The organism is Archangium gephyra (genome assembly GCF_049060025.1).
Lineage (GTDB): Bacteria > Myxococcota > Myxococcia > Myxococcales > Myxococcaceae > Archangium > Archangium gephyra_A.
On record NZ_JBMEQQ010000002.1, the window covers coordinates 7,238,509 to 7,265,000 of the forward strand.

At 65.2% G+C, this 26,492-nt stretch carries 19 protein-coding genes, 2 tRNA genes, 3 rRNA genes and 2 pseudogenes; 18 read left to right on the forward strand and 8 right to left on the reverse strand.

The window, feature by feature from the left end; genetic code table 11:
• Positions 1-19 precede the first annotated feature (19 nt).
• On the reverse strand, positions 20-1,090 hold the full coding sequence (locus ACN28I_RS31610; protein ID WP_420945636.1) for a hypothetical protein: 1,071 nt from the start codon (positions 1,088-1,090) through the stop codon (positions 20-22).
• A 111-nt stretch (positions 1,091-1,201) separates the two neighbouring features.
• Here ACN28I_RS31610 and ACN28I_RS31615 point away from each other — a divergent pair, with 111 nt between their 5' ends.
• From ACN28I_RS31615 to ACN28I_RS31625, 3 genes are all read left to right on the forward strand, one after another.
• Positions 1,202-1,981, forward strand: a complete 780-nt coding sequence (locus ACN28I_RS31615) for an SPFH domain-containing protein (protein WP_420948755.1) — start codon at positions 1,202-1,204, stop codon at positions 1,979-1,981.
• Position 1,982: 1 nt separating this feature from the next.
• A complete protein-coding gene (locus tag ACN28I_RS31620; protein WP_420945637.1) occupies positions 1,983-3,296 on the forward strand; it encodes a DUF418 domain-containing protein in 1,314 nt (437 codons plus the stop codon).
• Between the two features lie 122 nt (positions 3,297-3,418).
• A complete protein-coding gene (locus ACN28I_RS31625) occupies positions 3,419-4,753 on the forward strand; it encodes a cytochrome P450 (protein ID WP_420945638.1) in 1,335 nt (444 codons plus the stop codon).
• On the opposite strand, the gene ACN28I_RS31630 is transcribed toward ACN28I_RS31625, so the two are convergent.
• On the reverse strand, positions 4,732-5,145 hold the full coding sequence (locus ACN28I_RS31630) for an ACT domain-containing protein (RefSeq protein WP_420945639.1): 414 nt from the start codon (positions 5,143-5,145) through the stop codon (positions 4,732-4,734). The genes ACN28I_RS31625 and ACN28I_RS31630 overlap by 22 nt on opposite strands.
• A gap of 9 nt (positions 5,146-5,154) precedes the next feature.
• The gene (locus ACN28I_RS31635) at positions 5,155-6,294 is read right to left on the reverse strand and encodes a sigma-54 interaction domain-containing protein (RefSeq protein ID WP_420945640.1); all 1,140 of its coding nucleotides are present in this window, start codon (positions 6,292-6,294) and stop codon (positions 5,155-5,157) included.
• Positions 6,295-7,198: 904 nt separating this feature from the next.
• Here ACN28I_RS31635 and ACN28I_RS31640 point away from each other — a divergent pair.
• The 11 genes and pseudogenes from ACN28I_RS31640 (at position 7,199) to rrf (ending at position 19,640) form a co-directional block, all read left to right on the forward strand.
• A complete protein-coding gene (locus ACN28I_RS31640; RefSeq protein ID WP_420945641.1) occupies positions 7,199-8,215 on the forward strand; it encodes a glutamine synthetase beta-grasp domain-containing protein in 1,017 nt (338 codons plus the stop codon).
• Between the two features lie 142 nt (positions 8,216-8,357).
• Positions 8,358-8,543 (forward strand): hypothetical protein, encoded by a 186-nt coding sequence (locus tag ACN28I_RS31645; protein ID WP_420945642.1) that lies wholly within the window; start codon positions 8,358-8,360, stop codon positions 8,541-8,543.
• 118 nt (positions 8,544-8,661) lie between these two features.
• A complete protein-coding gene (locus ACN28I_RS31650; RefSeq protein WP_047853824.1) occupies positions 8,662-8,844 on the forward strand; it encodes a CsbD family protein in 183 nt (60 codons plus the stop codon).
• 168 nt (positions 8,845-9,012) lie between these two features.
• Entirely contained in the window at positions 9,013-9,477 is a 465-nt protein-coding gene (locus tag ACN28I_RS31655) for a YgaP family membrane protein (RefSeq protein ID WP_420945643.1), read from the forward strand.
• 825 nt (positions 9,478-10,302) lie between these two features.
• Positions 10,303-10,485, forward strand: a pseudogene (locus tag ACN28I_RS31660) (hypothetical protein); the annotation flags it as partial.
• 946 nt (positions 10,486-11,431) lie between these two features.
• A complete protein-coding gene (locus tag ACN28I_RS31665) occupies positions 11,432-12,793 on the forward strand; it encodes an alpha amylase C-terminal domain-containing protein (protein WP_420945644.1) in 1,362 nt (453 codons plus the stop codon).
• A 1,408-nt stretch (positions 12,794-14,201) separates the two neighbouring features.
• Positions 14,202-15,737: ribosomal RNA gene (locus tag ACN28I_RS31670) — 16S ribosomal RNA — on the forward strand.
• Positions 15,738-15,922: 185 nt separating this feature from the next.
• Positions 15,923-15,999, forward strand: a tRNA-Ile gene (locus ACN28I_RS31675).
• A gap of 67 nt (positions 16,000-16,066) precedes the next feature.
• Positions 16,067-16,139: transfer RNA gene (locus ACN28I_RS31680), tRNA-Ala, on the forward strand.
• Between the two features lie 247 nt (positions 16,140-16,386).
• Positions 16,387-19,355 (forward strand): 23S ribosomal RNA (locus ACN28I_RS31685).
• Positions 19,356-19,523: 168 nt separating this feature from the next.
• Positions 19,524-19,640: ribosomal RNA gene (rrf, locus tag ACN28I_RS31690) — 5S ribosomal RNA — on the forward strand.
• The 16S, 23S and 5S rRNA genes sit together here with 2 tRNA genes alongside, the layout of an rRNA operon.
• A 438-nt stretch (positions 19,641-20,078) precedes the next feature.
• Here the strand turns inward: rrf and ACN28I_RS31695 are convergent.
• On the reverse strand, positions 20,079-20,393 hold the full coding sequence (locus ACN28I_RS31695) for a hypothetical protein (RefSeq protein WP_420945645.1): 315 nt from the start codon (positions 20,391-20,393) through the stop codon (positions 20,079-20,081).
• 85 nt (positions 20,394-20,478) lie between these two features.
• Here ACN28I_RS31695 and tnpA point away from each other — a divergent pair, with 85 nt between their 5' ends.
• From tnpA to ACN28I_RS31715, 4 genes are all read left to right on the forward strand, one after another.
• Positions 20,479-20,856 carry an IS66 family insertion sequence element accessory protein TnpA gene (tnpA, locus tag ACN28I_RS31700; protein ID WP_420941581.1) on the forward strand — a complete coding sequence of 126 codons (378 nt, stop codon included), beginning with the start codon at positions 20,479-20,481 and terminating at the stop codon, positions 20,854-20,856.
• Positions 20,850-21,221, forward strand: coding sequence for an IS66 family insertion sequence element accessory protein TnpB (gene tnpB / locus ACN28I_RS31705; RefSeq protein WP_420941580.1), 372 nt, complete (start codon positions 20,850-20,852; stop codon positions 21,219-21,221). The genes tnpA and tnpB overlap by 7 nt, the downstream gene beginning before the upstream one ends.
• Before the next feature lie 36 nt (positions 21,222-21,257).
• Positions 21,258-22,928, forward strand: coding sequence for an IS66 family transposase (tnpC, locus tag ACN28I_RS31710; RefSeq protein ID WP_420942789.1), 1,671 nt, complete (start codon positions 21,258-21,260; stop codon positions 22,926-22,928).
• Positions 22,929-23,515: 587 nt separating this feature from the next.
• Positions 23,516-23,695, forward strand: coding sequence for a hypothetical protein (locus ACN28I_RS31715; RefSeq protein WP_420948909.1), 180 nt, complete (start codon positions 23,516-23,518; stop codon positions 23,693-23,695).
• Between the two features lie 175 nt (positions 23,696-23,870).
• Here the strand turns inward: ACN28I_RS31715 and ACN28I_RS31720 are convergent.
• The 4 genes and pseudogenes from ACN28I_RS31720 to ACN28I_RS31735 form a co-directional block, all read right to left on the reverse strand.
• A pseudogene (locus ACN28I_RS31720) lies at positions 23,871-24,041 on the reverse strand (transposase); the annotation flags it as partial.
• Positions 24,042-24,962: 921 nt separating this feature from the next.
• Positions 24,963-25,256 carry a hypothetical protein gene (locus ACN28I_RS31725; RefSeq protein ID WP_420945646.1) on the reverse strand — a complete coding sequence of 98 codons (294 nt, stop codon included), beginning with the start codon at positions 25,254-25,256 and terminating at the stop codon, positions 24,963-24,965.
• Between the two features lies 1 nt (position 25,257).
• Positions 25,258-25,506: a hypothetical protein gene (locus ACN28I_RS31730; RefSeq protein ID WP_420945647.1), complete on the reverse strand. Its 249-nt coding sequence runs from the start codon at positions 25,504-25,506 to the stop codon at positions 25,258-25,260.
• Complete coding sequence (locus ACN28I_RS31735) at positions 25,503-26,252, reverse strand: hypothetical protein (protein WP_420945648.1); 750 nt, start codon at positions 26,250-26,252, stop codon at positions 25,503-25,505. The genes ACN28I_RS31730 and ACN28I_RS31735 overlap by 4 nt, the downstream gene beginning before the upstream one ends.
• Positions 26,253-26,492 lie beyond the last annotated feature (240 nt).

The following is a 26,492-nucleotide window of genomic DNA, read 5'->3' on the forward strand; positions in this document are numbered from 1 at the left end:
GGACCCACTCAGCCCCAGCTCAAAGAGCGGAGCGGTTGAGGCTGGTGCGGAGTGCGGAGCGGGTAGCGGAGAAGAGGCGATCGGAGAGGGAGACGTAGAGCTCGCCGGTCTGGCCGTCGAAGGACATGTCATTCCAGGAGCCCATGCCGCCGAAGACATCGGAAGCGGCGGCGGCGAGGGCGAGCTGGATGGCGGGGGTGGGGAGGGCGTTGAGGAGGAGGAGCTCGACGAGGTCCTCGAGGGGCTGGGGCTCGAGGGAGAGGCGGAGGAGGGCGCGGCGGAAGTGCTTCTCCCAGGAGCGGAGGCCCTGGGCGTGGGCGAACTCGTGGATGGCCTCGAGGGCGGAGGCGAGGGAGGCGCGGGCGGAGTCGAGGTCGCGCTCGAGGTCGGCCTCGGAGCCGGGCCCGGCGTAGAGGAGCTCGAAGGAGAGGCCGGAGTCGGAGGCGGAGGGGGAGAAGAAGGCGTTCCAGGTGTCGACGTCCGCCTCGTCGGGCCCGTCCTCCCCGGAGGAGGAGTGCTCGATGTCGGCGCCGGCGGACATGAAGCGGGGGATGACGTCCTGCATGTCATCGGGCGAGCAGGAGGCGAGGTGGGGCTCGAGCTGCTCGAGGGGGACACCGAGCTCGGTGGCGAGGGCCTCGGAGAGGGCGGAGGCGTTGCGGCGGCCGAGGATGAAGGCGTAGAGCTGGGGGCCGGAAATCTCGTAGGTCAGGGGCTGCACCTCGCGGGGGACGAACCGCTCGAGGCGCTGGCCGTCGGAGTAGACGAGGAAGCCGAGGCCGCCGCTGTCGATGGCCTCGCGGACGTCCTCGGGGAGCCCCTGGAGACTGGAGTCGGTGGAGGGGTCCTGGGGGAAGGGGGCGAGCCATAGGCGGGCGGTGGGAGCGGGACGGTTTTCCAACCACTCCTCGAAGGACACGTGCTCGCCGCCGACGTCGACGAAGGTGACGCGGGAGTCGAAGGGGCTGTGGGGGCGGAGGCGGATTCCGAGCAGCTCCTCGATGGCATCCCAGCGGGTCTTCGAGGGCTCGCGCAGGGCTCGGTTGCCGGTGGTGACGAGGACCGCAGTGCAGATATCGATAGGACGCATGGTGAAGAGGCTACACCAGGGGGCCAGGGGGAGAGGATGGCCCCTGGCGTGAGGGGTGGGGGGCGTGCTGGAGTCTCGGCCCCCCCTGACTGGAGCCGTTCCAACGTGGAGATGCCCGTCCTGCTCGCGCTTGCTGGAGTGGCCGCCGCCTGCCTGGTGTGTGGCGGGGTGTTGCTGACGAGCTACCGCCGGGTGGGCCCGGGAGAGGCGCTGGTGATTGAGCGGGGAGGGGGGCCGACGCGGGTGCGGTTTGGGAGCGGGCTGGTGCTGCCGATGGTGCAACGCGGGGAGGTCTTGGACCTGTCGGTGCGCAAGGTGGTGGTGGAGCGGAGGGGGAAGCTGGGCCTGTCGTGCCTGGACGGCATCCGGGTGGACGTGAGGGGAACGTTCCTGGTGAAGGTGGAGCGGGTGGAGGCGGCGGTGCTGCGGGTGGCGAGGGAGGTGGGGTGCGCGAGGGCGAACCGGCCGGAGGAGGTGCAGGCGTTGCTGGAGGAGCGCTTCGCATGCGCGCTGGCGAACGCGGCGAGCACGTTCAACTTCGACGAGCTGGTGGCGGACCGGAGCCTCTTCATCGACCACGTGATGATGGAGGTGGGGAACGAGCTGCTGGGCTTCCGGCTGGAGCGGATGTCGCTGGGGAGGCTGGAGCAGACGCCGCTGGACCAGTTGGATCCGACGAACGTGGTGGATGCGCAGGGAATCCTGAAGCTGACGGAGCGGGCGACGCGGCTGGCCATCGAGACGAGCGGGCAGATGAGGCAGCAGCGGATGGAGCCGCGCGAGACGGTGCGGACGCCCTGGGAGGCGCCGCGGAGGGAAGGCGCGCTGGAGGAAGGGGAGTTGGAGCGGGAAGTGGAGCGGGCGATGGCGGAGCGGGCGCGGAACAACTGACATGAGCCAGCCGTCGGCGGTGGAAGGGGTGCCCGAGGCGCGGCCTGTGGACGCGGGCGAGCGCCTGGAAGTGCTGGACGTGCTGCGCGGGTTCGCGCTGGGCGGGGTGTTCGTCTCGAACGTCTACGTGTGGATGAGCGGCCGGGTGTTGATGCGGGGGGCGGCGGTGCAGGCGCAGACGGCGTCCTCGTGGATGAACCAGGCGGCGAACGAGCTCTTCCAGGGCTTCGTGAACGGGAGGTTCATGCCCATCTTCTCGTTCCTGTTCGGGCTGGGCTTCTCGGTGCAGATGATGAGGGCGGAGAAGCGGGGCACGACGGTGGTGCCGGTGTACGCGAGGCGGTTGCTGGTGATGTACCTGATCGGCCTCGTGCACCTGTACGGCGTCTGGTACGGGGACGTGCTGAACATGTACGCGGTGGCGGGGATGTTGCTGTTGCTGTTCCGGGCGCGGAAGGACCGGACGCTGCTGGTGTGTGCGGGCGTGCTGATGTTCGGACCGGCGCTGGTGGCGCAGGTGCTGCTGAGGTACGGGACGCTGCTGCTGCACGGGCCGGAGGCGCAGGAGGCCGCGAGGGCGGCGGCGAAAGCGGCGGCGAAGGCGATGGCGGAGACGAAGGCGGGAATCTTCGAGGGCCTGTCGAGCGGCGGCTATCTGAGATGGCTGCGAGCGAATACGGAGGCGTACTTCCTGCTGTTCTTCAGTCCGATGATGTTCTCGCACATCGCGACGACGGTGGGGCGCTTCACGCTGGGGCTGTGGGCGGGGAGGAGAGGGCTCTTCCACGACGTGGAGAAGCACCGGGGGCTGTTGCGGAAGCTGTGGGGTTGGGGGCTGGGGGTGGGGCTGCTGGGGAGTGGGTTGGCGGTGGTGGCGAGCGTCCTGATGAAGAAGAAGCTGCTGGATTCGCAGGCACCGTGGACGCTGGTGCTGACGCCGGTGAGGGAGCTGGGGGCGGTGGGGCTGGCGACGTTCTACGTGACGAGCCTCGCGCTGCTGTTCCAGCGGGAGAAGTGGAGAAGGGTGTTGTGGGTGCTGGCCCCGGCGGGGCGGATGGCGGCGACGAACTATGTGTCGCAGTCGGTGCTGGGCGTGCTGGTGTTCAGCGGGGTGGGCCTGGGGCTGATGGGAAAAACGGGTCCTGCGGCGACGATCGCGCTGACGGTGGGCCTGTTCTGTATGCAGGTAGCGTGGAGCCACTGGTGGCTGGCGAGGTACCGATTCGGGCCGGTGGAGTGGGTCTGGCGTTCGCTGACATACGGGAAGGCGCAGCCGATGAAGCGGAGCGAGGACTCGAAACCCGTGAGCGCATGACACCCAACCACCCAACCACCCCAAATACCCCTCTCCCCCCGGGAGAGGGACGGGGTGAGGGTGCCACGGTCCCCGGGTTGTACCCTGACGTCCAGCGCCCCCTGGCCTAATCTCGCGGCCATATGACTTCCACGCATCCTCCAGGGCCACGGGGCAACGCGCTGTTGGGCAACATCTTGTCGGTGGCGAAGAGCGAGCTCGACTTCTTCGCGGGACTGGGAAGCTACGGAGACGTCAGCAGCTTCCACCTGGGCCGCAAGCGCTTCTATTTCGTGAACCACCCGGAGCTGATCCGGAAGATTCTCACGAGCCAGAACTACGTGCGGACGGTGCTCTCGCGGAATCTGATGGAGTCGTTCCTCGGGAGGGGCTTGTTCTCGCAGGAGGGGGAGAACCACCTGCGGCAGAGGAGGCTGATGCAGCCGGCCTTCCACCACAAGCGCATCGAGGGCTACGGCGCGGTGATGGAGGGCTACGCCACGAGGATGCTGGAGGGGTGGAAGGACGGGGAGACGCGGGACATCTCGCACGACATGATGCGGCTGACGTTCGAGATCGTGTCGAAGACGCTGTTCGACGCGGACACGGGGGAGGAGGCGAGCCGGGTGGGCGAGGCGTTCACGGCGATCATGAGGGCAATCAACAAGGAGTACCCGCTCTACACCGTGCTGCCGGCGTGGGTGCCGGTGAAGCGATGGGGAGCGAGCCGGCGGGCGGTGGAGGCGCTGAAGGGCATCACGAGGACCATCATCCAGGAGCGGCGAGCGTCGGAGACGGACCGGGGAGACCTGCTCTCGATGCTGCTGATGGCGAGGGACGAGGACGGCACGGGGATGACGGACGAGCAGGTGGGGGCGCAGACGCTCTCGCTGCTCTTCGCGGGGCACGAGACGACGGCGAACCTGCTGAGCTGGACGTGGCTGTTGCTGTCGCGCAACCCGGACATCCGCCACAAGCTGCAGGAGGAAGTGGACAGGGTGCTGGGCGGGCGCCCGCCGTCGGTGGCGGACCTGCCGAAGCTCAAATACACGGAGAGCGTGGTGAGGGAGACGCTGCGTGTCTACCCGCCGGCCTGGTACGCGGAGCGAGCGCCGCTCGAGGACACGGAGCTCGGCGGGTACAGGATTCCCGCGCACGCGCCGATCATCATCAGCGTGTACGTGACCCACCGGGACGGACGCTTCTTCGAGCAGCCCGAGCGCTTCTGGCCCGAGCGCTTCCTGGGAGTGGAAGACAGACAACTCCCGGCGTACCTGCCATTCGGTGGGGGCACGCACCTGTGCATCGGCAACCGCTTCGCGCTGATGGAGGCGCAGTTGCTCGTCGCGGCGATCGCGCAGCGCTACGAGCTGGAGCTGGCGCCCGGGGTGGAGGTGAAGCCGAGGGCGCTCATCACGCTGGGGGTCGAGGGCTTGAGGATGAAGGTGAAGCGGCGTCAGGCCGGGGCCGCGGCGTAGCCCGCGAGCTCGACGAGCAGGGCCAGCGCCTCCTCGGCCCGGGCGGAGGGGACGAAGAGGTGATCATGGAAGTACGCCGAGACGGGGTTCACGCTGATGCCCCGGGAGGCGAGCCGGTTCGTGATGGCGGCGAGAAAGCCCACGGCCTCGAGGCTGGAGTGGACGGAGAGGGTGAGCATCCGGAAGACGGCCGTGTACGGCAGCCCGGCGGCCTCGGCCTTCTCCCGGGGGAGGATGAGGGTGAGGCCCTCCTCCTCCTGGAAGAGCCCGAGGGGCGCGAGAGAGGCCACCTCGAGCAGGGAGCGCCGGGTGGTGAGGAAGACGAACTCACCGTCGCGGAGCACGGGCCGCATGGACTTCAGCAATACGCCGAGGTTCGTCTCGCCGGACATGCCGTCTCCCTACGCACGGAAGCGTGAGCAGTCGATCTCATACTTGGAGACCTTGTAGTTGATGATGCGCTCGGTGGTCTGGAGGAGCCGGGCGGCCTTGGCGCGATTGCCGCGGGTGGTCTTCAGGGCATCGGCGATCAAATCCTTCTCGAACTGCTGGACGGAGTCGGTGAGCGAGTTGCTCGTGACGGTCTCGGAGGCCTCGGCGGTCTGGAGGGTGGGAGGAAGGTGGTGGCCGTGGATGGCGTTGCCGTCGCAGACGAGGACGGAGCGCTCGATGATGTTCTCCAGCTCGCGCACGTTGCCGGGCCAGTGGTAGCTGACGAGCATGTCGATGGCGGGGGTGGAGATGCGGCGGATGTTCTTGCCGTGCTCGCGAGAGTACTTGGCGACGAAGTGGTCGGCGAGCAGGAGGAGATCGCTCTTGCGCTCGCGCAGGGGCGGGATGAAGAGGGTGAAGACGTTGAGGCGGTAGTAGAGGTCCTCGCGGAAGGCCTTCTCGGAGATGGCGGTCTCCAGGTCCTTGTTGGTGGCGGCGATGAGGCGGACGTTGGCCTTGAGGGTCTCGGTGCCGCCGACGCGCTCGAACTCGCGCTCCTGGAGGACGCGCAGCAGCTTCACCTGGGTGGAGGGATTGATTTCACCAATCTCATCCAGGAAGAGGGTGCCGCCCTCGGCGAGCTCGAAGCGGCCGCGCTTGCGGGCCTGGGCCCCGGTGAAGGCGCCCTTCTCGTAGCCGAAGAGCTCGGACTCGATGAGGGTCTCGGGGAGGGCGGCGCAGTTGACCCGGATGAAGGGCTTCTTGGCGCGGGTGGAGTTGTAGTGGATGGCGTGGGCGATGAGCTCCTTGCCGGTGCCGGACTCGCCGCGGATGAGGACGGTGGTGGTGGTGCGGGCCACCTGGTGGATCTGCTCGTACACCTGCCGCATGGGGCCGGAGGTGCCGATGATGTTGGAGAAGTCGTAGCGCTCGCGCAGCTCCTGGCGCAGGGTGGTGTTCTCCTCGAGGAGCTTCTTGCGCTCGTCCTCGAGGTGGCGGTGGGCGGCGAGGGCCTGGCCGATCATCGAGGCGACGACGCCGAAGAGGCGGCTCTCCTCCTGGTAGTCGCGGTCCTTGTGGTAGGCGAGGTCCACGCCCAGGGTGCCCACGGGCTTGCGGTGCAGGACGATGGGGACGCAGATGAAGGAGAAGCTCCTGGCTGGCCGTGCGCCGGCCGAGGAAGGCGCGGTGGAGGAAGAGGGGCTCGCGGCTGATTTCGGGCACGACGATGGGCTTGCCGCTCTGGACGACGCGGCCGGTGATGCCCTCGCCCAGCTTGTAGCGGGCCTTGCGGCCGTCGGCGCTCAAGCCGATGGAGGCCTCGATGTAGAGGTCGCCGGTGTCGGGGTCGGTGAGCGTGACGGCGCCGCGGACCACACCGTGGTAGCGCTCGAGCCGCTCCAGGACGCGGTGGAGGGCGGCCCGGAGGTCCTGGGCGTCGGCGAGGGCCTGGCTCACCTCCAGGAGGCTGGCGAGGGTGGCATGCCTGCCCGTCTGCTCTTCCGTCCGTTTCGCCATGCGAAGGTGCTCCCACGAAGCCGGTCCCAAGAGGGTCCGGGCGGTTCCGACATTTTTGTCGGTTCCAGGCCAGAGGCCTACAAAATTGTAGGCGGGGCTGTCATGTGTTCCGAGAGCAGGCAGGCGGCGAAGCGTCCAGGGCCCTACTCTTGGAGCGGCATCCTGCGTCGGATTCCGGTCATCAAGAGCGGCCTGGCGTGCCCAACGGGGGTACTTCGTTGCCCGGGAGCGGCCGACGCTGCCCCGGGACCAGGGGGGAGCCGGACCAATTCTGACAAATTTGTAGGAAGCTCGCTCATCTCCTACGAATTTGTCGGAATCTCGGGAGGCCCTTGCGAGGGGTGCGAGGCCCGTTCCGAGCCATTTCGAGGGTTTCCGTCGAGGCCCCCTCGGAGGGGGCCGGTTGGCACCGCATCTGCAAAAGGGTCCTGGCGTCAGGCCCGGTGAGGGCCGCGAGAAAACCGGCCCGGTGGGGGCCCCTTGGAGGAAGTGGCGATGAGCAAGGTCATGGCGGAGTACATCTGGGTCGACGGGCAGCGGCCGACTGCGAAGCTGCGCTCGAAGATGAAGGTGGTGGAGGTGGCGGAGGTCCGGAGTCTCTCTGATTTGCCTGACTGGAGCTTCGACGGCTCGAGCACCTACCAGGCGGAGGGCAAGAAGAGCGACCTGATGCTGAGGCCGGTGCGCTTCATCTCCAACCCGCTCAAGCCGGGGACGAAGGACATCCTGGTGCTGTGCGAGGTGATGAACCCGGATGGCAGCCCGCACTGGAGCAACACGCGCGCGCCGCTGCGCCAGGTGGCCGAGAAGCATGCTTCCGAGGAGGCGTGGTTCGGCATGGAGCAGGAGTACACGCTCTTCGAGGGAAACCGTCCGCTGGGCTGGCCGGACAAGGGCTTCCCGGCGCCGCAGGGGGGCTATTACTGCGGCGTGGGCAGTGACGAGGTGTTCGGCCGCAAGCTGGTGGAGTCGCACGCCGAGGCGTGCCTCCGCGCGGGCATCAAGCTGGGTGGAACGAACGCCGAGGTGATGCCGTCGCAGTGGGAGTTCCAGATTGGCCCCCTGCCGGCGCTGGAGATGGCGGACGAGCTGTGGCTGGCGCGCTGGCTGCTGTACCGGATGGGCGAGGAGTACGGCATCAGCGCGACGCTGCACCCCAAGCCGGTGAAGGGTGACTGGAACGGCACGGGCTGCCACACCAACTTCAGCACGAAGTCGATGCGCGAGGCGGGTGGCCTCAAGATCATCGAGGCGGCGATGGAGAAGCTGCGGGTGAAGCACGATGCGCACATCCAGGTGTACGGCGCGCACAACGTGGAGCGCCTGACGGGCCAGCACGAGACGGCGCCCATCACGGTGTTCCGCTGGGGCGTGAGCGACCGCGGCTCGTCCATCCGCATTCCGCTGGGCACGGCGAACGATGGCCGCGGCTACTTCGAGGACCGCCGTCCGGCGGCCAACTGCGACCCGTACGAGGTGTGCCGCATCATGCTTGAGACGGTCTGCGGCTGAGACCGTCGTAAAAGACTCCTTGGGGAAGGAGCGCTGGGCCTGGCGGACGGGAGGTGTCGGGCTTCCCGTCCGTCGGGCACGGCGTATGGCTTCACGGGAGTTGCCGGGGGAGGGTCAGCTTCCGGTGTAGGAAACGCGGGAGATGACGCCGTTGGAGTCGTCGGTGAGCAGCAGCGAGCCATCGGCGGCCACGGCGGTTCCGACGAGCCGGCCGAAGTACGAAGTCCTCGAAGCCGAGCGGACGGCCCTGCGGGTCGAAGCGGACGCGCACGAGCTTATAGCCGGTGGGCGGGTTGCGGTTCCACGAGCCACGCAGCGCGAGGAGTGACCTGTGCAGGGCATCCGAGCGGGCGAGCGCTCGAGGAGTGCCCGTGTCTCCCTCCAATACGTAGCTTCAGGGGTGTCGGTGTTTGGACACAGGGACGACCAACCGAAGGAGGGACGCCATGGGTGAGTGGACGGACAAGCTGAAGGGGCGTGTGAAGGAGACGGTGGGGACGGCCACGGGAGACCGTGAGCTGGAGGCGGAGGGGAAGAAGGACACGCTCAAGGGAGCGGTGAAGGAGAAGATCGAGGACGCGAAGCGGGTCATCAAGGACGCGGATGACGAGGTGAAGGGGCGGCGGTAGGCGGAGCGTCGAGGCCCTGGAGTGAGAGGGCAGTCAGGCGGGCTGCGGGGAGAGACACCCCGTGGCCCGTCTGTCTTTGAAGGGCCGGGAGGAGGGACTGCCTTGGCGCGCTGAGACGGGGCCCCCACCTTTCGGCGGGATGCGCACGTGTCCCGAGGGAGGTTCGGCATGGATGCCAGGCTGGAGCAGCTACTCGCGCCCCGTCATGACCGGGTGAGGCGGCACGGGCCGGAGAAGGCGAACGAGGAAATCCTGCGGGAGATGCGGGAGCGCATCGCCTGGTACGCGAACCGTCCGCAGGACGAGGTGGAGCGGCGCCTGGAGGAGCTGGAGCGCGAGTGGGACATCGAGCGTGTGTTGCAGGCGAATGCGGCCACGCTGTCGTGGGTGGGGCTGGTGCTGGGGGTGACGAGGGACCGGAAGTGGCTCTGGGTGCCGGGAGTGGTGGCGGGCTTCCTGCTGCAGCACGCGGTATCGGGGTGGTGCCCGCCGGTGGAGGTCTTGCGGCGGTGGAAGCTGCGCACGCGCGAGGAGATCGACGCGGAGAAGTTCGCGCTGAGGGTGCAGCGGGGAGACTTCCGGGGAGCGGAGGTGGGGCACTCGGCGAGCTCGAAGGGGCCGGGTTGGGGCTGAGAACGGCGGCCTGAGGGCTGGATGAACGAAAGCCCACACTGAGGGTGGCCTGGAGTGCAGGACGCATAGTGCGTCACGTCTGGTGGAAGGAAACTCGGAGGGTGGGTGCCCCGACAATGCTGGGCATCGCAACTTCCGGCTCTGCGCCAGATGGAGACGTCCGTGAGCACTTCCCGAATCAACCAGCCCCCGAAGAGCACGGTTCCCGGGCCGAAGAGCGAGAGCGCCACGAGCAGCCGCGAGGTGCGCAAGGAGGACGCGGCGGCGGAGGCGGGGCGGAAGCCGCCGGCGGGAGCGCCCGAGGCACGGGACGCCTTCGAGACGAAGTCCCGGGCGGGGTCGGCGCGGGGCAGGGACTCGGCGTTCGAGACGGCGGCGCGCCCGGCGGGTGCACGGGGCGCGGGCTCCGCGTTCGAGCCCACGAGTGGCGGGGCCGCGGCGAACGTGCTCGGTACGAGGGCCGCGGGAGTGGTGGGCGCGAATGCGCTGACGGTGGGAGCGCCGGTGAAGCGCTCGGTGACGCTGGTGTACGACGCGGGGCCGCACGCCGAGCTCACGAATCTGCAGCTCAAGGGGAGCTGGGACGCGGCGGGCCGCTACAGCGCGCAGTGGAACGAGCGCACCATTCCGATGAAGCCGCTGGGGGACGGCAAGTGGGCGGCGACGGTGGAGGTGCTGGACGACGGCCAGCCCCACGACTGGGAGTGGGGAGTGCTGGCGGATGGCCCGACGGGCAAGGGTGTGTGGGCGGTGATGGGGGAGGGCAACCTGAAGCTGGACGTGAAGAAGGCGACGTCCACGTACGCGCCGACGACGTACCACGAGATGGGCTCGAGGAAGTCGGGGACGGACGCGACGTTCAAGTTCTGGGCGGGGAACGCGAAGAGCGTGCAGGTGAAGGTGACGGACGCGGAGGGGCGGGTGCAGCGCTTCCCGATGGAGCGGGGAGAGGATGGCAACTGGTCGGCGAAGGTGAAGGGGGGCTGGAAGGACCTGGTGGGCAAGTCATACGTCTACGAGGTGGTGGACTCGGAGGGGGTGACGAGTGACCGGCCGGACCCGTACGCGCGGGAGATGATGGGGGAGCAGCGGGGCCTGTCGCGGATGTACCTGGACGCGAAGACGGGCAAGGAGGTGAACCGCTACGCGGGGGAGAGCGTCGAGCTGATGCGCTTCGACGTGGATGACGAGGAGGACGCGCACAGTGCGTACCTGGTGTTGAGGGACGCGAGTGGGCGGCAGTTGAGCCGGGACGAGCTGTTGGCGCGGCTGGGGGACTTCGACGCCACGTTGGTGGACAAGCTGCACGACGGGAAGTTCAACGACCTGTGGTCGAAGAACGTGGAGGCGGACGGGCGCATCCGGATGACAAATGCGGGAGGGGCGTGGACGGCGCTGGTGAACGACCCGAAGAAGCTGACGGGGTTGCACTACGAGTTCCAGGTCTACGAGAAGGACGCGAAGGGCAACCTGCGGCTGCGGGATGACGGCAACCGGGACGGCAAGTTGAGCGCGAGCGAGCGCCTGAAGTCACCGAACAACGATCCGTGGAGCAACACCATCACGGAGGCGAGCGGGGTGTCGTTCCGGGGTTCGGTGATCACGGAGCCGGCGAGCCACACGTGGAAGCACGACAATGCGCCGCGGGAGAAGGACCCGAGCAAGTGGGTGGTGTACCAGTTGCACGTGGGGAGCTTCCTGGGCGAGGCGAAGAACGCGGACCGCTCGACGCTGGAGGATCTGACGGCGAGGCTGGACTACTTCAAGAAGCTGGGGGTGAACACGCTGGAGCTGTTGCCGGTGAACGAGGTGGAGGGGAACCGGAACTGGGGCTACCTGGGTGTGAACAGCTTGGCGGTGGAGAAGCTCGTTCGGCTTCGAGGATGCGGATGGGAAGTGGGTGAGCGGGACGGAGGCGTTGAAGCGCTTCATCGACGAGGCTCACGCGCGAGGGATGAACGTCATCTCGGACGTGGTCTACAACCACGTGCACGGGGACTACAACGGGATGTGGGGTCTGGGAGGGCCGGACAACCCGTTCTTCAACTGGTCGAAGGAGCCGGGGAAGTTCGAGCAGCGGGACACGCCGTGGGGAGCGGTGCCGGCGTATTCGAACCCGAAGGTGAAGCAGTTCTTCGTGGACCACGCGGTGGCGCAGGTGGAGGAGCTGCACTTCGACGGGCTGCGCTTCGACTTCACGGAGCCGATCAAGGGAGTGGGAGGGAAGGACGGGTGGGAGCTGCTGCGGGAGATCAACCGGCAGGTCCACTTCTTCAACCCGGACGTGTGGACGGTGGCGGAGCAGTTCGACTACGACCCGAGCATCACGAAGCCGGCGCAGAAGGACGGGACGGGAGGGGGCTTCGATGCGCAGTGGTACACGGAGTACCAGCACCGGCTGGTGAACGACAACAGCAAGCCGGGGCTGATCCAGGCGGCGGCGCGCGGGATGAAGACGGACATGGACGCGTTCATGTCCATGCTGACGAGCCCGCGGGGGCTGGACGGGTGGAAGAAGGCGCTGACGATCATCTCGAACCATGACGAGGTGGGGAACGCGCAGCGGACGATGAACACGGCGGAAGGGGACAAGCCGACGGAGTTCCCGGAGCAGTGGTCGAGGAGCGCGGCACGGTTCGCGGCGGGGATGGGGATGGCGGGGCCGGGCATTCCGATGTTCTTCCAGGGAGACGAGTTCGGAGCGCAGAACGACTTCCGGTGGGGCAACCCGTCCACGTGGGACAGTGATTGGAGCTGGGAGTCGCTGGGGAAGGACTGGAACTGGGACAAGGTGACGTTCAACGACGCGAGGAAGGCGTCGTACGAGCGGCTGTTCGCTCTGCCGTCCGAGGCACGGGCGAAGGATGGGGAGTACCGGGGGCTGTCGGCAGAGGACCGGAAGGTCTTCGAGAGCCTGGCGGCGATGCCGGCGGAGCAGCGGACGGAGGCGATGCTGGACATCACGCGTCGGCAGAGCTTCCACTTCTACCAGGACGCGATCGCACTGAGGCACTCGAGCCCGGCGTTCCGCGCGGACGCGGAGGTGAACCGGGTGTACACGCACAATGAGGACTCGGTGATGGCCTTCACGAGGAAGGCGGGAGGCGAGGAGTACCTGGTGGTGGGGAGCCTGAACCGGGAGAACCTGGAGGGCTACACGATGCCGTTGCCGCCGGGGAACTGGAAGGAAGTGCTGAACAGCGACGCGGCGGTGTACGGAGGAGACAACTTCGGCAACTACGGGGCGAAGCTGAGCGGCGGGAACACGAAGGTGAACATCCCGGCGGCGGGCTACGTGGTCTTCAAGAAGGAGTAGCAGGCCCGTGGCAGCCCGGAGCTGCGATAGGCGCGAGACCGGCTCGGGCGAAGGGGAGGAAGTCGCTCCCCTGCCTGCTGGGGAGGCGATGATCCGGAAGGCGGAGGGGCTATGGGCGATGCGAGGCGGCGCCCGTCCGGTCTGACCCTGGCGAAGACGGTAATGGTGCTGAGTGGGAGGGCCGAGGACCTGCCTGGGGGCAAAGGGCCAGACGGGGATGTCGGTTTCCTCTTCGCCAGGGTGGAGCTCCTCATGGGGAGTGGGCTGGGAATGTCGCTGGCCCGCCGCCGACCACGCCGGAAACCAGGTAGGCGTGGGTAGAGGCTCGTGCCGCAGTCGACGGACTGCAGGCGCACTCGATAGGGCAGAGCGAATCCAGGAGCGCCACCGTGTGGATGGACCTGCTGTGCGCTCGGGTTCACTGAGAGAAGAGGGTCGCCGGGTCCACCAGTGAGATCGAAGGTGGAGGCCGCGAAAATCTTCTTTGTGGGAAGGGGAGACCTGTACTGGAGGGTTATACCCAATGAAACCCGGCGCTGAGCTGCTCCTCGGGATCAATCTTCAAGAAGAAGGTTTGACGGGAACGCAACAAGGCGTTAGGTATCGGTTCCCTTCGCACGACGGGCTGGCGCAACGGCGCCCACCCACTTGAGCCGAAGGGCTGGAGTGGCGGGGAAGTTCGACGCCGCTCCTCGGACGGGAAGACGAAGCCGCGCTGGCGGTGGGATCCCCCGGACGGGTTGAAAGAAGGAATACGGAGTCGGAAGTACGGGGTTGACTCCCAACGCGGCGGTGGTAGAAGCCGCGCCCCTCGGACGGAAAGGCGGCGTCGCACTGGCGACGGAGGCCCCGGACGAAGCAGTGAAAGACGAAATAGAAAGTCGGCGAGCGAAGTTGACTCCCAACGCGGTGGTGGTAGAAGCCGCCTCCCCTCGAAGCGGCGAAGTCGCGCAGGCGACACACCGGGACGAAGCGGAAGCAGGGAGTCGACGAAGCGAGTTGACACGGGAAGCGGAAGCGAAGTAGGTTCCGCGCCCCGCTCGAAAGGAAGAAACAAAGCGCGAAAGCGCGGTGTTGAATCCAGACGAGGCGAAGCGGTGAAAACGAAGCGGCAACGGCCGCTTGACAGAAAAGCCGCTTCGAAATAAAGAGTGCAGCCCCCGGGGTTGAATGGGGTGCAGCGCAGCAGCAAGCAGGACGGTAGCACACAGTCGCAACAGCAACAAGCGGCTCGGTCTTTGAAAACCAAATAGCAAGCCCAAGAAGAAGACGATTGCGGAAACCGCAGTCAATTCTAAATGGCACCTCAAGAGAGTCGGCGTGAGTCGATTCCGGGGTGCCCTGAACAGCGAAGTCGGGAGTTCCTTAGCCGGACCCTGACGATGCCGGTTCAAAACACTTCAAATTAAAATTGGAGAGTTTGATCCTGGCTCAGAACGAACGCTGGCGGCGTGCCTAACACATGCAAGTCGAGCGCGAATGGAGCAATCCTAGTAGAGCGGCGCACGGGTGCGTAACACGTGGATAATCTGCCTGGGTGTCTGGGATAACCAGTCGAAAGATTGGCTAATACCGGATAAGCCCCCGGGAGCTTCGGCTCCTGAGGGAAAAGGTGGCCTCTGTATACAAGCTATCACATCCAGATGAGTCCGCGGCCCATCAGCTAGTTGGCGGGGTAATGGCCCACCAAGGCAACGACGGGTAGCTGGTCTGAGAGGACGATCAGCCACACTGGAACTGAGACACGGTCCAGACTCCTACGGGAGGCAGCAGTGGGGAATTTTGCGCAATGGGCGAAAGCCTGACGCAGCAACGCCGCGTGTGTGATGAAGGTCTTCGGATTGTAAAGCACTTTCGACCGGGACGAAAACCCTGAGGCTAACATCCTCAGGCTTGACGGTACCGGGAGAAGAAGCACCGGCTAACTCTGTGCCAGCAGCCGCGGTAATACAGAGGGTGCAAGCGTTGTTCGGAATTATTGGGCGTAAAGCGCGTGTAGGCGGCTTTGCAAGTCGGGTGTGAAAGCCCTCAGCTCAACTGAGGAAGTGCGCCCGAAACTGCAGAGCTTGAGTGCCGGAGAGGGTGGCGGAATTCCCCAAGTAGAGGTGAAATTCGTAGATATGGGGAGGAACACCGGTGGCGAAGGCGGCCACCTGGACGGTAACTGACGCTGAGACGCGAAAGCGTGGGGAGCAAACAGGATTAGATACCCTGGTAGTCCACGCCGTAAACGATGAGAACTAGGTGTCGTGGGTGTTGACCCCCGCGGTGCCGTAGCTAACGCATTAAGTTCTCCGCCTGGGAAGTACGGTCGCAAGACTAAAACTCAAAGGAATTGACGGGGGCCCGCACAAGCGGTGGAGCATGTGGTTTAATTCGACGCAACGCGCAGAACCTTACCTGGTCTTGACATCCTTGGAATCCCTCAGAGATGAGGGAGTGCCCGCAAGGGAACCAAGAGACAGGTGCTGCATGGCTGTCGTCAGCTCGTGTCGTGAGATGTTGGGTTAAGTCCCGCAACGAGCGCAACCCTCGCCTTTAGTTGCCGCGCAAGCGGATCTCTAGAGGGACTGCCGGTGTTAAACCGGAGGAAGGTGGGGATGACGTCAAGTCCTCATGGCCTTTATGACCAGGGCTACACACGTGCTACAATGGCCGGTACAACGCGTCGCCAACCCGCGAGGGGGAGCTAATCGCATAAAACCGGTCTCAGTTCAGATTGGAGTCTGCAACTCGACTCCATGAAGGCGGAATCGCTAGTAATCGCGGATCAGCACGCCGCGGTGAATACGTTCCCGGGCCTTGTACACACCGCCCGTCACACCATGGGAGTCGATTGCTCCAGAAGTCATCCCACCAAGGGGTGCCCAAGGAGTGGTCGGTAACTGGGGTGAAGTCGTAACAAGGTAGCCGTAGGGGAACCTGCGGCTGGATCACCTCCTTTCTAAGGAGACCGGGTGCACGGCGCGCGCTTCGGCGCAGCAGGGTGCACCAGCAGCGCAAGCTGCCATAGGTCGACCAGGTCAACGTTTCGCAATCGTTTTGGGCTTGCTGTTTGGTTTTGAGGGACCGAGTCCACGCGACTTGGCTCTTTGAAAGAGAAGTAGCTGAACGGGTAACTCACCAACTGGGCCTATAGCTCAGCTGGCTAGAGCGCGCGCCTGATAAGCGCGAGGTCGGTGGTTCAAGTCCACCTAGGCCCACCAGTTTCCCAGCGGGGAAGACGGGTGAAGCGATGACAGCCGGCAGGTTGGAGTACCACGACGCATTTCCGGGGCTGTAGCTCAGCTGGGAGAGCGCTAGCTTTGCAAGCTAGATGTCGTCGGTTCGATCCCGATCAGCTCCACAAGTTTCTGAGAAGTCCTCAGAGCGTTCTTTGACAAGTGCATACGAAGGGTAGAATTCAATTTCTGCTGAGAGAAGTTCGACTCACCAGCCGAAAGCGAGACTGAGCCGAGAGGCCAGGCGCGCTGGAAGCAGGTGGGCTCAAGCAAATGCATTCTTCCGGGTCCGCAGCGAAGAGCTGGGGCCTGGACCTTGGTCTCGAGTCAGTTGAAGTCTCGCCGTGAGGCGGGCTTGCGAGAGATTAAGGTAAGTAAGCTACTAAGGGCGTGCGGTGGATGCCTAGGTGCCAAGAGGCGAAGAAGGACGTGGGTGGCTGCGAAAAGCTCCGGGGAGTTGCCAACCGAACGTTGAGCCGGAGATGTCCGAATGGGGAAACCCAGTGCGGTGAAAACCGCATTACCTCGGCCTGAATACATAGGGCCGAAGGAGCGAACCAGGGGAAGTGAAACATCTCAGTACCCTGAGGAAAAGAAAACAATGAGTGATTCCCGGAGTAGTGGCGAGCGAAACGGGAACAGCCTAAACCGATGTCACGCAAGTGGCAGCGGGGTTGCGGGTCCGCGGTAGGACCTTTGCCGGTTAGCGGAAGTACCTGGAAAGGTACACCAAAGAGAGTGACAGTCTCGTACGCGAAAACTGGTGGAGGCCGAGCGGGTTACCCAAGTAGGGCGGGACACGTGCAATCCTGCCTGAATCAGCCGGGACCATCCGGTAAGGCTAAATACTCCTTGGCGACCGATAGTGGACTAGTACCGCGAGGGAAAGGTGAAAAGAACCCCAGTGAGGGGAATTAAAAGAACCTGAAACCGCATGTCTACAAGCAGTCCGAGCACTACGGGGCAACCCAGTGCGAGGGCGTACCTTTTGCATCATGATTCGGCGACTTAATGTACGTAGCGAGGCTAAGCCGATAGGTGGAGCCGGAGCGAAAGCGAGTCCTAAATGGGCGACTACAGTTGCGTGCATTATAACCCGAAGCGGGGTGATCTACACATGGCCAGGTTGAAGTGAGGGTAACACCTCATGGAGGACCGAACTCATGAAAGTTGAAAATTTCTGGGATGAGCTGTGTGTAGGGGTGAAAGGCCAATCAAACTCCGTGATAGCTGGTTCTCCCCGAAAGATATTTAGGTATCGTCTTGGGTAATTCAATACTGGAGGTAGAGCACTGGAACGGCTAGGGGTCTCACCAGATTACCAAACCGTACCAAACTCCGAATGCCAGTAATTGTTAGCCCGGGAAGCAGTCAGTGGGTGATAACGTCCATTGGCAAGAGGGGAATAACCCAGACCGACAGCTAAGGCCCCCAAGTCTAGTCTAAGTGAACACTAGAAAGGATGTGGCAGGTCATTGACAACCAGGAGGTTGGCTTAGAAGCAGCCATCCTTTAAAGAAAGCGTAATAGCTCACTGGTCGAGACAGGCCGCGCCGAAAATGTAACGGGGCTCAAGACTAGCGCCGAAGCTTCGGATTGCATACGTCAGGCGTATGCAGTGGTAGGGGAGCGTTGCAACTACGGCGAAGGTAGACCGCAAGGGCTGCTGGAGTGGTTGCGAGTGCTGATGCCGAAATGAGTAGCGATAAAGGGGGTGAGAAACCCCCTCGCCGTAAACCCAAGGTTTCCTGGGTCAAGTTAATCTTCCCAGGGTTAGCCGGAACCTAAGCCGAGGCCGAAAGGCGTAGGTGATGGAAAGCAGGTTAATATTCCTGCGCCATCTTGTAGACGTTGAACCGAGGAAGGACGGAGAAAGCTAGACGAGCTGGCCGGTGGTTGTGCCAGTCCAAAGGCGTAGGGGTGTCGCGTACGATGAAAAGGCGCGGCAGCTATCCCCGAGACCCCATGGCGTCCCGCAAGGGATTAGTCGTTGATGCTCGGCTTCCAAGAAAAGTTCCGCGGGGAGTCTACAGGGTGTCCGTACCGCAAACCGACACAGGTGGGTGAGGAGAAAATCCTAAGGCGCTTGAGAGAACTCTCCTCCAAGGAACTAGGCAAATTTCCACCGTAACTTCGGAAGAAGGTGGGCCTCTGGTAGGTGTAGGCGTACAGCCGAAGCCGAGAGAGGTTGCAGAGAAATGGCGGTAGCGACTGTTTACCAAAAACACAGGACTCTGCGAAGGCAAGAAGCCGACGTATAGGGTCTGACTCCTGCCCGGTGCTGGAAGGTTAAGGGGATTCGTCAGCCGCAAGGCGAAGCGATGATCCGAAGCCCCAGTAAACGGCGGCCGTAACTATAACGGTCCTAAGGTAGCGAAATTCCTTGTCGGGTAAGTTCCGACCTGCACGAATGGAGTAACGACTTCCGCACTGTCTCGGAGAGGGACTCAGCGAAATTGAAATAGCTGTGCCGATGCAGTTTACCCGCAGCAAGACGGAAAGACCCCGTGAACCTTTACTACAACTTGACAGTGACACTAGGGTTCGACTGTGTAGGATAGGTGGGAGCCTTTGAAGCCGGGCCGCTAGGTTCGGTGGAGGCAACGGTGAAATACCACCCTGTCGGATTCTGGTGTCTAACCATGCTCCTTTAGCGGGAGTTGGGACACTGTCTGGTGGGTAGTTTGACTGGGGCGGTCGCCTCCCAAAATGTAACGGAGGCGCGCGATGGTTCCCTCAGCCCGATTGGAAACCGGGCGTCGAGTGCAATGGCATAAGGGAGCTTGACTGCGAGACCGACAGGTCGAGCAGGTGCGAAAGCAGGTCATAGTGATCCGGTGGTCCTGAATGGAAGGGCCATCGCTCAACGGATAAAAGGTACTCCGGGGATAACAGGCTTATCTCCCCCAAGAGTTCACATCGACGGGGAGGTTTGGCACCTCGATGTCGGCTCATCGCATCCTGGGGCTGGAGCAGGTCCCAAGGGTTTGGCTGTTCGCCAATTAAAGCGGTACGCGAGCTGGGTTCAAAACGTCGTGAGACAGTTTGGTCCCTATCTGCTGTGGGCGTAGGATACTTGAGAGGCTCTGACCTTAGTACGAGAGGACCGGGTTGGAGACACCGCTGGTGTACCAGTTGTCTCGCCAGAGGCATCGCTGGGTAGCCATGTGTCGATTGGATAACCGCTGAAAGCATCTAAGCGGGAAACCGACCTCAAGAACAGGTATCCCGGGCGCAAGCCCCTGAAGACCCGTCGAAGACTACGACGTTGATAGGCCGGGTGTGTAAGCGCGGTAACGCGTTGAGCTAACCGGTACTAATTGGTCGTGCGGCTTACTTTACCTCAATCTCTCACGAGCTCCACCTCAACGGGGGGGCAACAAGGGATTCGAGTCCAAGGTCGAGGCCCCGAGCGCGCTCCCGAAGAGCGGCGCCGGGCCCGGAAGAAGGCACCAGCTTCTCCAGCTAGAAATTGAAAACTACCCTTTGTATGTACTAAGTCACAGTTTTCCGGTGGCAATGTCGGAGGGGTCCCACCCGTTCCCATCCCGAACACGGAAGTTAAGCCCTCCAGAGCCGATGGTACTCCGCGGGAAACCGCGCGGGAGAGTAGGTCGCTGCCGGATTTTTTTGAAGGCCCCGAGTCCTCACACACGTGAGGACTCGGGGCCTTCGCCTTTGCGGGCTCCCGCGCGCCTGCTCATGCCGGCGCAGCGCGAAGCCCCGCTGTCAGCCCCTGCACCGGTGGCATTGTCCCGAGTCCTTGCCGTCGTTGGGGCAAACGCGGCAACCCCAGGCAGATGAACCCCTCCGGCCTGCTCTCCCCGGCAGGGCGATGTCGCGCTCACTCGGGAGAAGCGCGGGATCGAATGCCGGGTCTCGTTGTCCTGAACGCTCCGCTCAGGCCGCCCGTCCGGCAGCAGGTAGTCCAGGTTCGGGCAAGCTTCCGGTTGTGACAGGCGTCACCGGACGCCTCCAGCACCCATTGGCCAGGCACGGCCACACGGCCAACGAGGTGATGGATTCACGCTCCACCCCGTGGATGCGATTTCTGAAGACAAAGCTCATGCATTGCCCACCCCTTCCTCATCCAACTCTCGCGGCTGGCGACGCTCGTCCTCGGTGAAGTAGCCCAGCAGATCGTCCTGGTCGCGCCAACCCGCCTGCACCTCGATGAGCGTGAAGTTTCCCCCGACGGCGCGGGCGAGGTTCGTCTTGCCCGTGCCGCTGATGCCCTGGAGCAGGTGCAGCCGACTCATGGCGAGCTCCGCCACGAAGGCCCGCACATCCAGCTCGGAGTAGTACAGCTCCTGCTTCGTCTGTGGGTCGTACGCCAGCCGGTGCCTCAAATCCTCGCAGAATTCGTCCAGCCTGGGCATCCGCTCCTCGACGTAAGCGCTCGGCGGACCACACCTTCCGAGTGAGGGAGGAGGCGTTCAGCGTCGCGTTCCAGGAGGTGTAGACATGGGACGCAACACGGAAGAAGTGGACGCAACGCTCGCGAGGGCCGCGGCAAGCAACTACTGGACGGAGGCCGAAGCGCAGGAGGTGCTCGAGGCCTACGAGGAGAGCGGGTTGTCGGTGGCGGAGTTCGCCCGCCGCCATGGGCTTACACCGCAGCGGCTGAGGTGGTGGAAGAAGCGGCGGGCCGAGGAGGCGGGCCCGGCGCTCTCGTTCGTCCCGGTGCACGTCGCGGCGCCACCGTCGACAGAAGCACAGCGGGCACCGGGCACAGCCAGCATGGAGGTGCTACTGGCCAGGGGCCGGCGCATCCGTGTGGAGCCGGGCTTCGACGCGGACGCGCTGGCGCGGCTGGTGAGGGTGCTGGAGGAAGCATGCTGACACTGCCCTCCTCGGTGCGCATCCACCTGGCGAGCCAGCCGGTGGACATGCGCAAGTCCTTCGACGGGCTCTCCTTGCTGACGCGACAGGTACTGCGGGAGGACCCCTTGAGTGGACACCTCTTCGTCTTCTTCAACCGCACGCGCGACATGGTGAAGGTGTTGTGGTGGCACTCCGGTGGCTTCTGCCTCTTCTCCAAGCGCCTGGAGAAGGGCAGCTTCCGCCTGCCGCGCTCGCTACCGGAGGACACGGGCGCCGTCACCCTGGACGCGGTGGAGCTCACCCTGCTGCTGGAGGGGATTGATTTGAAGGCCAGTGTCCGCCGGCCTCGCTGGCAGCCCCCACCTCTGAAGTCGGCTGCTTGAGAATACCTCTTGCGTCCAGGGGCAGCTCCATGGCTCATGTCCCGGGACATGAGCGGCGCGGCCCCCGGCAAGAAGACGACGGACGTACACGGCGTGGCGGCGCTGTTGCGCACGCTGCTGGCCGAGGGCCAGGACGAGCAGGTGATTGAGCTGGTGGTGGGCCTGCTCTCGCAGTTGGTGGAGAAGAACACCGAGTTGGAGTTGCGGCTGCGCAAGGAGATGCGCCAGCGGTTTGGCCGCCAAAGCGAGAAGCTATCCGCCGAGCAACTGTCGCTGTTCCTGGAGCAACTGGGCCAGGAGAACGCCGGGGCCCAAGAGGCGGCGGCGCCTGAGGCCAGGGACGCAGGCGTCGCGGCGGGCTCCACGCCGCCCTCCAAGCCACCACACGAGGAGTCGCGAAAGAAGGAGCGCAAGGGGCACGGGCGCCGTCCGCTCCCCTCCAGCCTGCCGCGCGAGCAGCGCGTCCACCAGCCCCCGCCCGAGGCGCTGCGGTGCGAGGCATGCGGGCGGGACAAGACGTGCTGTGGCGAGGAGAGGAGCGAGACATTGGAGTGGGTGCCCGGTCACTTCAAGGTGATTGAGGAGGTACGGCCCAAGTACGCCTGCCGGCCGTGTGGTGACGGGCTGGTGGTGGCTCCTCCCGCCGACAGGGTGATTGAGGGGGGATTGCCCGGACCGGGCCTGGTGGCCCACATCCTCGTTTCCAAATTCAAGGACCACCTGCCGCTGCACCGGCTGAGCGGCATGTACGCGCGCCATGGCGTGCAGCTGCGTACCTCGACGCTCTCGGACTGGGTGGCCGCGGGCGCCGACACCCTCCAGCCGCTGGCCCGGGAGGTGGCCCGGCGGGCGCTGGACTCGCACGTGTTGCAGAGCGACGACACGCACCTGAAGGTGCTCGACAGAGAGCACCCCAACGGCCTCAAGCGCGGGCACATGTGGGTGTACTTGGGGGACACCACCTGGGCGGCCTTCGTCTACACGCCGGACTGGAAGGAAGAAGGGCCCCTGTCCTTCCTGGACAAGCGTGAGGGCTGGCTGCTGGTGGACGGGTACAAGGGCTACGACAAGCTGTTTACCCGCCAGGGCGCCACCGCGCTGGAGGTGGGGTGCTGGAGCCATGCCCGTCGCTACTTCGTCGAGGCCTTGGACGCTGGTGACACACGAGCGGCGCTGCCGCTCTCTCTCATCGGCCGGCTCTTCGAGGTGGAGCGCGAAGCCGACGAGCAACAGGTGGACGAGGCCGAGCGGCTGCGCAGGCGCGACACGCTCTCACGCGCTGTCACGGAGCACCTGGGGCGCTGGGTGGCCGAAGTCTACAACCGGGAGCCGCCCAAGAGTCCGCTGGCGCGGGCGTGCCGCTACGCCATCAACCAGTGGAAGTCGCTGACGCGCTTCATGGAGGACGCGCGCCTGCCGCTGCACAACAACGCCTCGGAGCTGCGGCTGCGGGAGATTGCCGTCGGCAGGAAGAACTACCTGTTCGCCGGCAGCGACGCGGGAGCCGAGCGCGCCGCGTGCGTGTACACGCTGGTGGCCACGTGCGTGCTGGCCGGGGTGGAGCCGTGGGCGTACCTGGCTGACGTGCTGGAGAAGCTCGCCCAGGGCTGGCCGCAGCGCCGTCTCGATGAACTGCTGCCGCCCATGTGGAAGGCCGCGCGCGCGGCTGCCGCGCAGATGCCCTCCACCTCTTCTGCCGCGACCTGAGCACCGCCCATCCCCGTCGGCAGACCGGCGGGCGGCGCACCCGTTATCACATCTGCGCCGCCCCTCTGCACCGCTCCACCGAGTGGATACACCTCCAGCTGAAGGCCGGCGTCCTCCTCCATTTCGGCACACCGGGGGAAGGCGGGCTGGGATTTGGCCCGATGGATGAGCTCGCCTACCTTGCGCTCATATTTCTCGAGCGCGCTGCCCAGTGCCTTGTTGTAGGTCTTGGCCGCCTCCTTCTGCCGCTTGAGCGATTCGAGCTTCCGAAACGGCCGATGGCGTGGTTTCCCAGGCGGTCATTCAGCTCGGAATTCTCCCTCCGCAGCCGCACCAGCTTCCCGCTGCTCGTGCTCGGCGTCCAATGCCGCAGGCGTTTTATTTCTCCTGCTCGCTGGCCCGCGTCGCTAGCTCCTGCTCCAGCTTCCTCCGCTGCTCCTCCAGTCTCCGGAGCTGCTCCAGTACCTCGCACGGACTGCGCTGCTCGAACAGGCGGTTCGACTCCTCCTGCTTGCGCAGCTCCTCCTGAAGGAGGTTCGAGCCCGGCGCGTGTCTTCGAGCAGCAGCCGGGTGGACTCCAGCTCCGCTTGCAGCGACTCCACCCGCGCCGCGGCCTTCTGCTCCACCCGCTTCTCCAGCAGCCGCTTCCCATCCTCCAGGAACTCCTCGTCTGCTCGCAGTTGGATGCGCTCTTCGCGCAGCTTCTGGCGCTGTTTCTCCTGGGTGGCCTCGCGCGACTCCAGGTCCTCGCGCCAGGCCTCCAGTGACTTGTGGACGCACTAGGAGCTTGTCGGCGAATCGGCCAGAAGTGCAGTAGTGCGTAGCGGGCGCCATATGGCACCACATGCGCAGAGGCCGTAGAGCCATGGCCGCGACGGCGTCTCTGCTACGGGCCTGGGCGGCCAGGCTGGGAAGCTTACAGCCCAGCTTCCACAGCTTCTTGAGGTTGTGGACGGCGCACGCCAGCGAGAATTCTCCTCGCACCTTGGTGAGGCCCCGCAGCGAGAAGCGGGGCAGGATTCCATTCTTCACCTGCCGAATCACAGGCTCGGCTGTCACCTTGCGCCGCGCGTACGCTCGGCGCCCCCGCTTCGTCAGCAGTTTGCGCTTCATTCGCTCCTTGGAGCTCAGTCCCGCTGGCGGGCGTCCTCGAGGAGCTGGCGGCGCCTCCTCCCCATGCTTGCTGCGCCCGGTGGCGACAAAGCACTCCACGCCCTTGCCCTCCACCCTCTCCACGTCTTGCTCCTAGTGCTCCTGCTCCAGCGCCTGTTCGGCTTGGTGTCGCGCCCATCGGCCAGCTCCGTCGCGAGCTGCTCGTGGGCCTGACGCGCCTCCCCCTCCCCAGCCGTTGCCGCAGGGTCTCCACGTCCTTGACCCAGCCGACGTGCACCTCCGAGAGTTTCGCGGGCAGGGCTTGCAGCTCGGTTTTGTGCCGCCGCAGCTCGGCGAGCGCGGAGCCCTGCTGGGCGACGAAGTCCGCCCGGACGTTCTCCCCCCTCGGTCGGCTGGACCTCCTGGTACTGCAATTCCTTTCGTCGGGCGAGCAGCTCGCGGCGCTCTGCCTGCAGCGCGTCCTCCTCCGCTTTCTGCTTCGCAAACTCGTCCTGAGCGAGCCGCTCCTGCTGCTTCTTCTGCTCCTCGAGTTCCTTGCGCCGTGCTTCGAGCTGCCGCTCCCGCTCGTCGAGCCGGCTCCGCTCCTCCTCGACCGTCTGCGTGCGGCATCGGCCTTGCGCTCCTCGTCCTGGGTTCGCTTGAGCTGTGGCTCCCAGAGACAGCGGGCCAGGTCCGCTTCGAGATCCACGTTCTCTGGAGGCGCAGACGCGGGGAGCCTGGGGGCGACGCTTCGCGCCTCCTCGGTCGCGGTGCGGCCGGCCTCGATGACGGCGCTGACAACTCGGAGAAGTAGGAGCGATTCTGCTCCCGGAAGGGTCAGGCGTTTAGCTCGTGGAGGCGGGCTGCGCGCCGGAGGCGTATCACCGCGCTGCGGTGCTTACTTGTTGTTCTTCTTCTTGTTCATGGGATGGGAAGTCTCGTTCAGGGGTGCATGCCGTGGAGCGCCTCCTCGGCTTCGTAGACAGTGGAAATCACGTGGAGCGCCTCCTCGGCTTCGTAGACAGTGGAAATCACGGTGAGGAGCTGCTCCGCGGTGAGCGGGGGAACGGGGCGGCGTCTGACATGTGCGGCATTTGTGTCGCGGGCAGTCGCCAACGCACCAAGCCGCTCGAGCAGCTCGGGGGGGAGGGCCGCAGCATGGATCGGATGCGTGCCATCAATGCTGGCGGCCAGCAGGTGGGGCAGCAGCGACTGCCCCCCTTGCGGGCAGCCCATATCACCTTTCGCTGTCCTCCTGGGCTAGCGAGCGGGGCAGCGGCGTCTTGAATCCCAGGTTGTAATCGACCTCGAAGAGCAGCGCGTTTGATTCGCGGTCTTCAGTGAGCTTCCGCCAGCACTCGTGAGGCGGGTGTCGCTCGCGCAGCAGCATCAGCAGTTGCTCGACGGCCTTCTGTGCCTCCACCAGAAGAGGACGCCCTCCAACTCCCAGGGAGGGCAGCGCGCGCTCGCAGGGGGATGATCTCACCGTGGCGCGCTCTCCATGCGGACCAGCGCCTCGCTTAACGGTGCGTAGGAGGGTGAACCCGGCAACGCATCCTGGGCGGACGGCTCCAGCGGTGTTGCGGCGTGCGCGGCGGCTCTGTTGCACGCTGCCCTGGAGGATGTGCTCGGGGCCTGGGCGTGACGGGCGCGAGGCCCGTTTCCGGAAACACCAGGTGCGAGTGCTCCGTGCTCGGCGCTCGTCAGCTCCACGCGGGGCCGCTGTCCCGCGCCGCCCGTATCTCCCTCGGTGAGGCGGGCGGTACACGCACCTGGGGCCTCGCCCGGGAGCGTGTACACGGCGACGTGTGGCCCCATGCGCTTGGGAGCCTGGCTCCGGGAAGGCTCCTCCCGCCGGAACTTCATCAGCACGAAGGCGGTCCGGGGCGTGTTGTAGAAGGGGCCGCGCTCCCGCTTGAGATAGAAGCTGCCCGTGCGCAGCCCGCACTCCAGGGGCGGCGTGGCCGCGTCGTGCAGGGCCTCGGCCCACCGCGCCGCGCTCGGCCTGCTCGAGGGTGTGCCCAGTCCCGGACCCAGGGCCTCGTGGCTCAACTGGCGCAGCGGGGTGGTGAGCACCAGCTCTCGCGCAAGGCCACGTGAAGCCGGGTTGCGGCGAACCTCGTGATGCGCCACCCAGGAGCACGTCTCGTCCCCGGCGAGGGCCCGCTCCTGCAGCTCGGGCTCGCCCGCGTCCACGGAGTCCCCAAGCAGCGGGTGCACCAACTTCAGCATCTGGAAGACGAGCACCGCGAGGGCATGGGCATCGGTGAGGGGGTGGAGGGTGGCTTGTTGGCCGCGGACGAGCTCGGGTGTGGTAGCTGGGGGTGTAGAAGGCTGCTGGCGGCGGGAGGTTGTTGCCGACGATGAGCCACAGCTCCGTGTGGCGCACGTCCTCGGAGACGAAGGTGTCTGCGGGGGGAGGGGCCGTGTACACCAGCCCCATGTCATGCAACCGGGTCAGGAGTTCGGCGA

Excerpts from the sequence above, each read along its gene's own strand:
- ACN28I_RS31610 (WP_420945636.1), bottom strand. The coding sequence starts at position 1,090 with ATGCGTCCTATCGATATCTGCACTGCGGTCCTCGTCACCACCGGCAAC.
- ACN28I_RS31615 (WP_420948755.1), top strand. The coding sequence starts at position 1,202 with ATGCCCGTCCTGCTCGCGCTTGCTGGAGTGGCCGCCGCCTGCCTGGTG.
- ACN28I_RS31620 (WP_420945637.1), top strand. The coding sequence starts at position 1,983 with ATGAGCCAGCCGTCGGCGGTGGAAGGGGTGCCCGAGGCGCGGCCTGTG.
- ACN28I_RS31625 (WP_420945638.1), top strand. The coding sequence starts at position 3,419 with ATGACTTCCACGCATCCTCCAGGGCCACGGGGCAACGCGCTGTTGGGC.
- ACN28I_RS31630 (WP_420945639.1), bottom strand. The coding sequence starts at position 5,145 with ATGTCCGGCGAGACGAACCTCGGCGTATTGCTGAAGTCCATGCGGCCC.
- ACN28I_RS31640 (WP_420945641.1), top strand. The coding sequence starts at position 7,199 with ATGAGCAAGGTCATGGCGGAGTACATCTGGGTCGACGGGCAGCGGCCG.
- ACN28I_RS31645 (WP_420945642.1), top strand. The coding sequence starts at position 8,358 with ATGACGCCGTTGGAGTCGTCGGTGAGCAGCAGCGAGCCATCGGCGGCC.
- ACN28I_RS31650 (WP_047853824.1), top strand. The coding sequence starts at position 8,662 with ATGGGTGAGTGGACGGACAAGCTGAAGGGGCGTGTGAAGGAGACGGTG.
- ACN28I_RS31655 (WP_420945643.1), top strand. The coding sequence starts at position 9,013 with ATGGATGCCAGGCTGGAGCAGCTACTCGCGCCCCGTCATGACCGGGTG.
- ACN28I_RS31665 (WP_420945644.1), top strand. The coding sequence starts at position 11,432 with ATGAACGTCATCTCGGACGTGGTCTACAACCACGTGCACGGGGACTAC.
- ACN28I_RS31695 (WP_420945645.1), bottom strand. The coding sequence starts at position 20,393 with ATGCCCAGGCTGGACGAATTCTGCGAGGATTTGAGGCACCGGCTGGCG.
- tnpA (WP_420941581.1), top strand. The coding sequence starts at position 20,479 with ATGGGACGCAACACGGAAGAAGTGGACGCAACGCTCGCGAGGGCCGCG.
- tnpB (WP_420941580.1), top strand. The coding sequence starts at position 20,850 with ATGCTGACACTGCCCTCCTCGGTGCGCATCCACCTGGCGAGCCAGCCG.
- tnpC (WP_420942789.1), top strand. The coding sequence starts at position 21,258 with ATGTCCCGGGACATGAGCGGCGCGGCCCCCGGCAAGAAGACGACGGAC.
- ACN28I_RS31725 (WP_420945646.1), bottom strand. The coding sequence starts at position 25,256 with ATGGGCTGCCCGCAAGGGGGGCAGTCGCTGCTGCCCCACCTGCTGGCC.
- ACN28I_RS31735 (WP_420945648.1), bottom strand. The coding sequence starts at position 26,252 with ATGCTGAAGTTGGTGCACCCGCTGCTTGGGGACTCCGTGGACGCGGGC.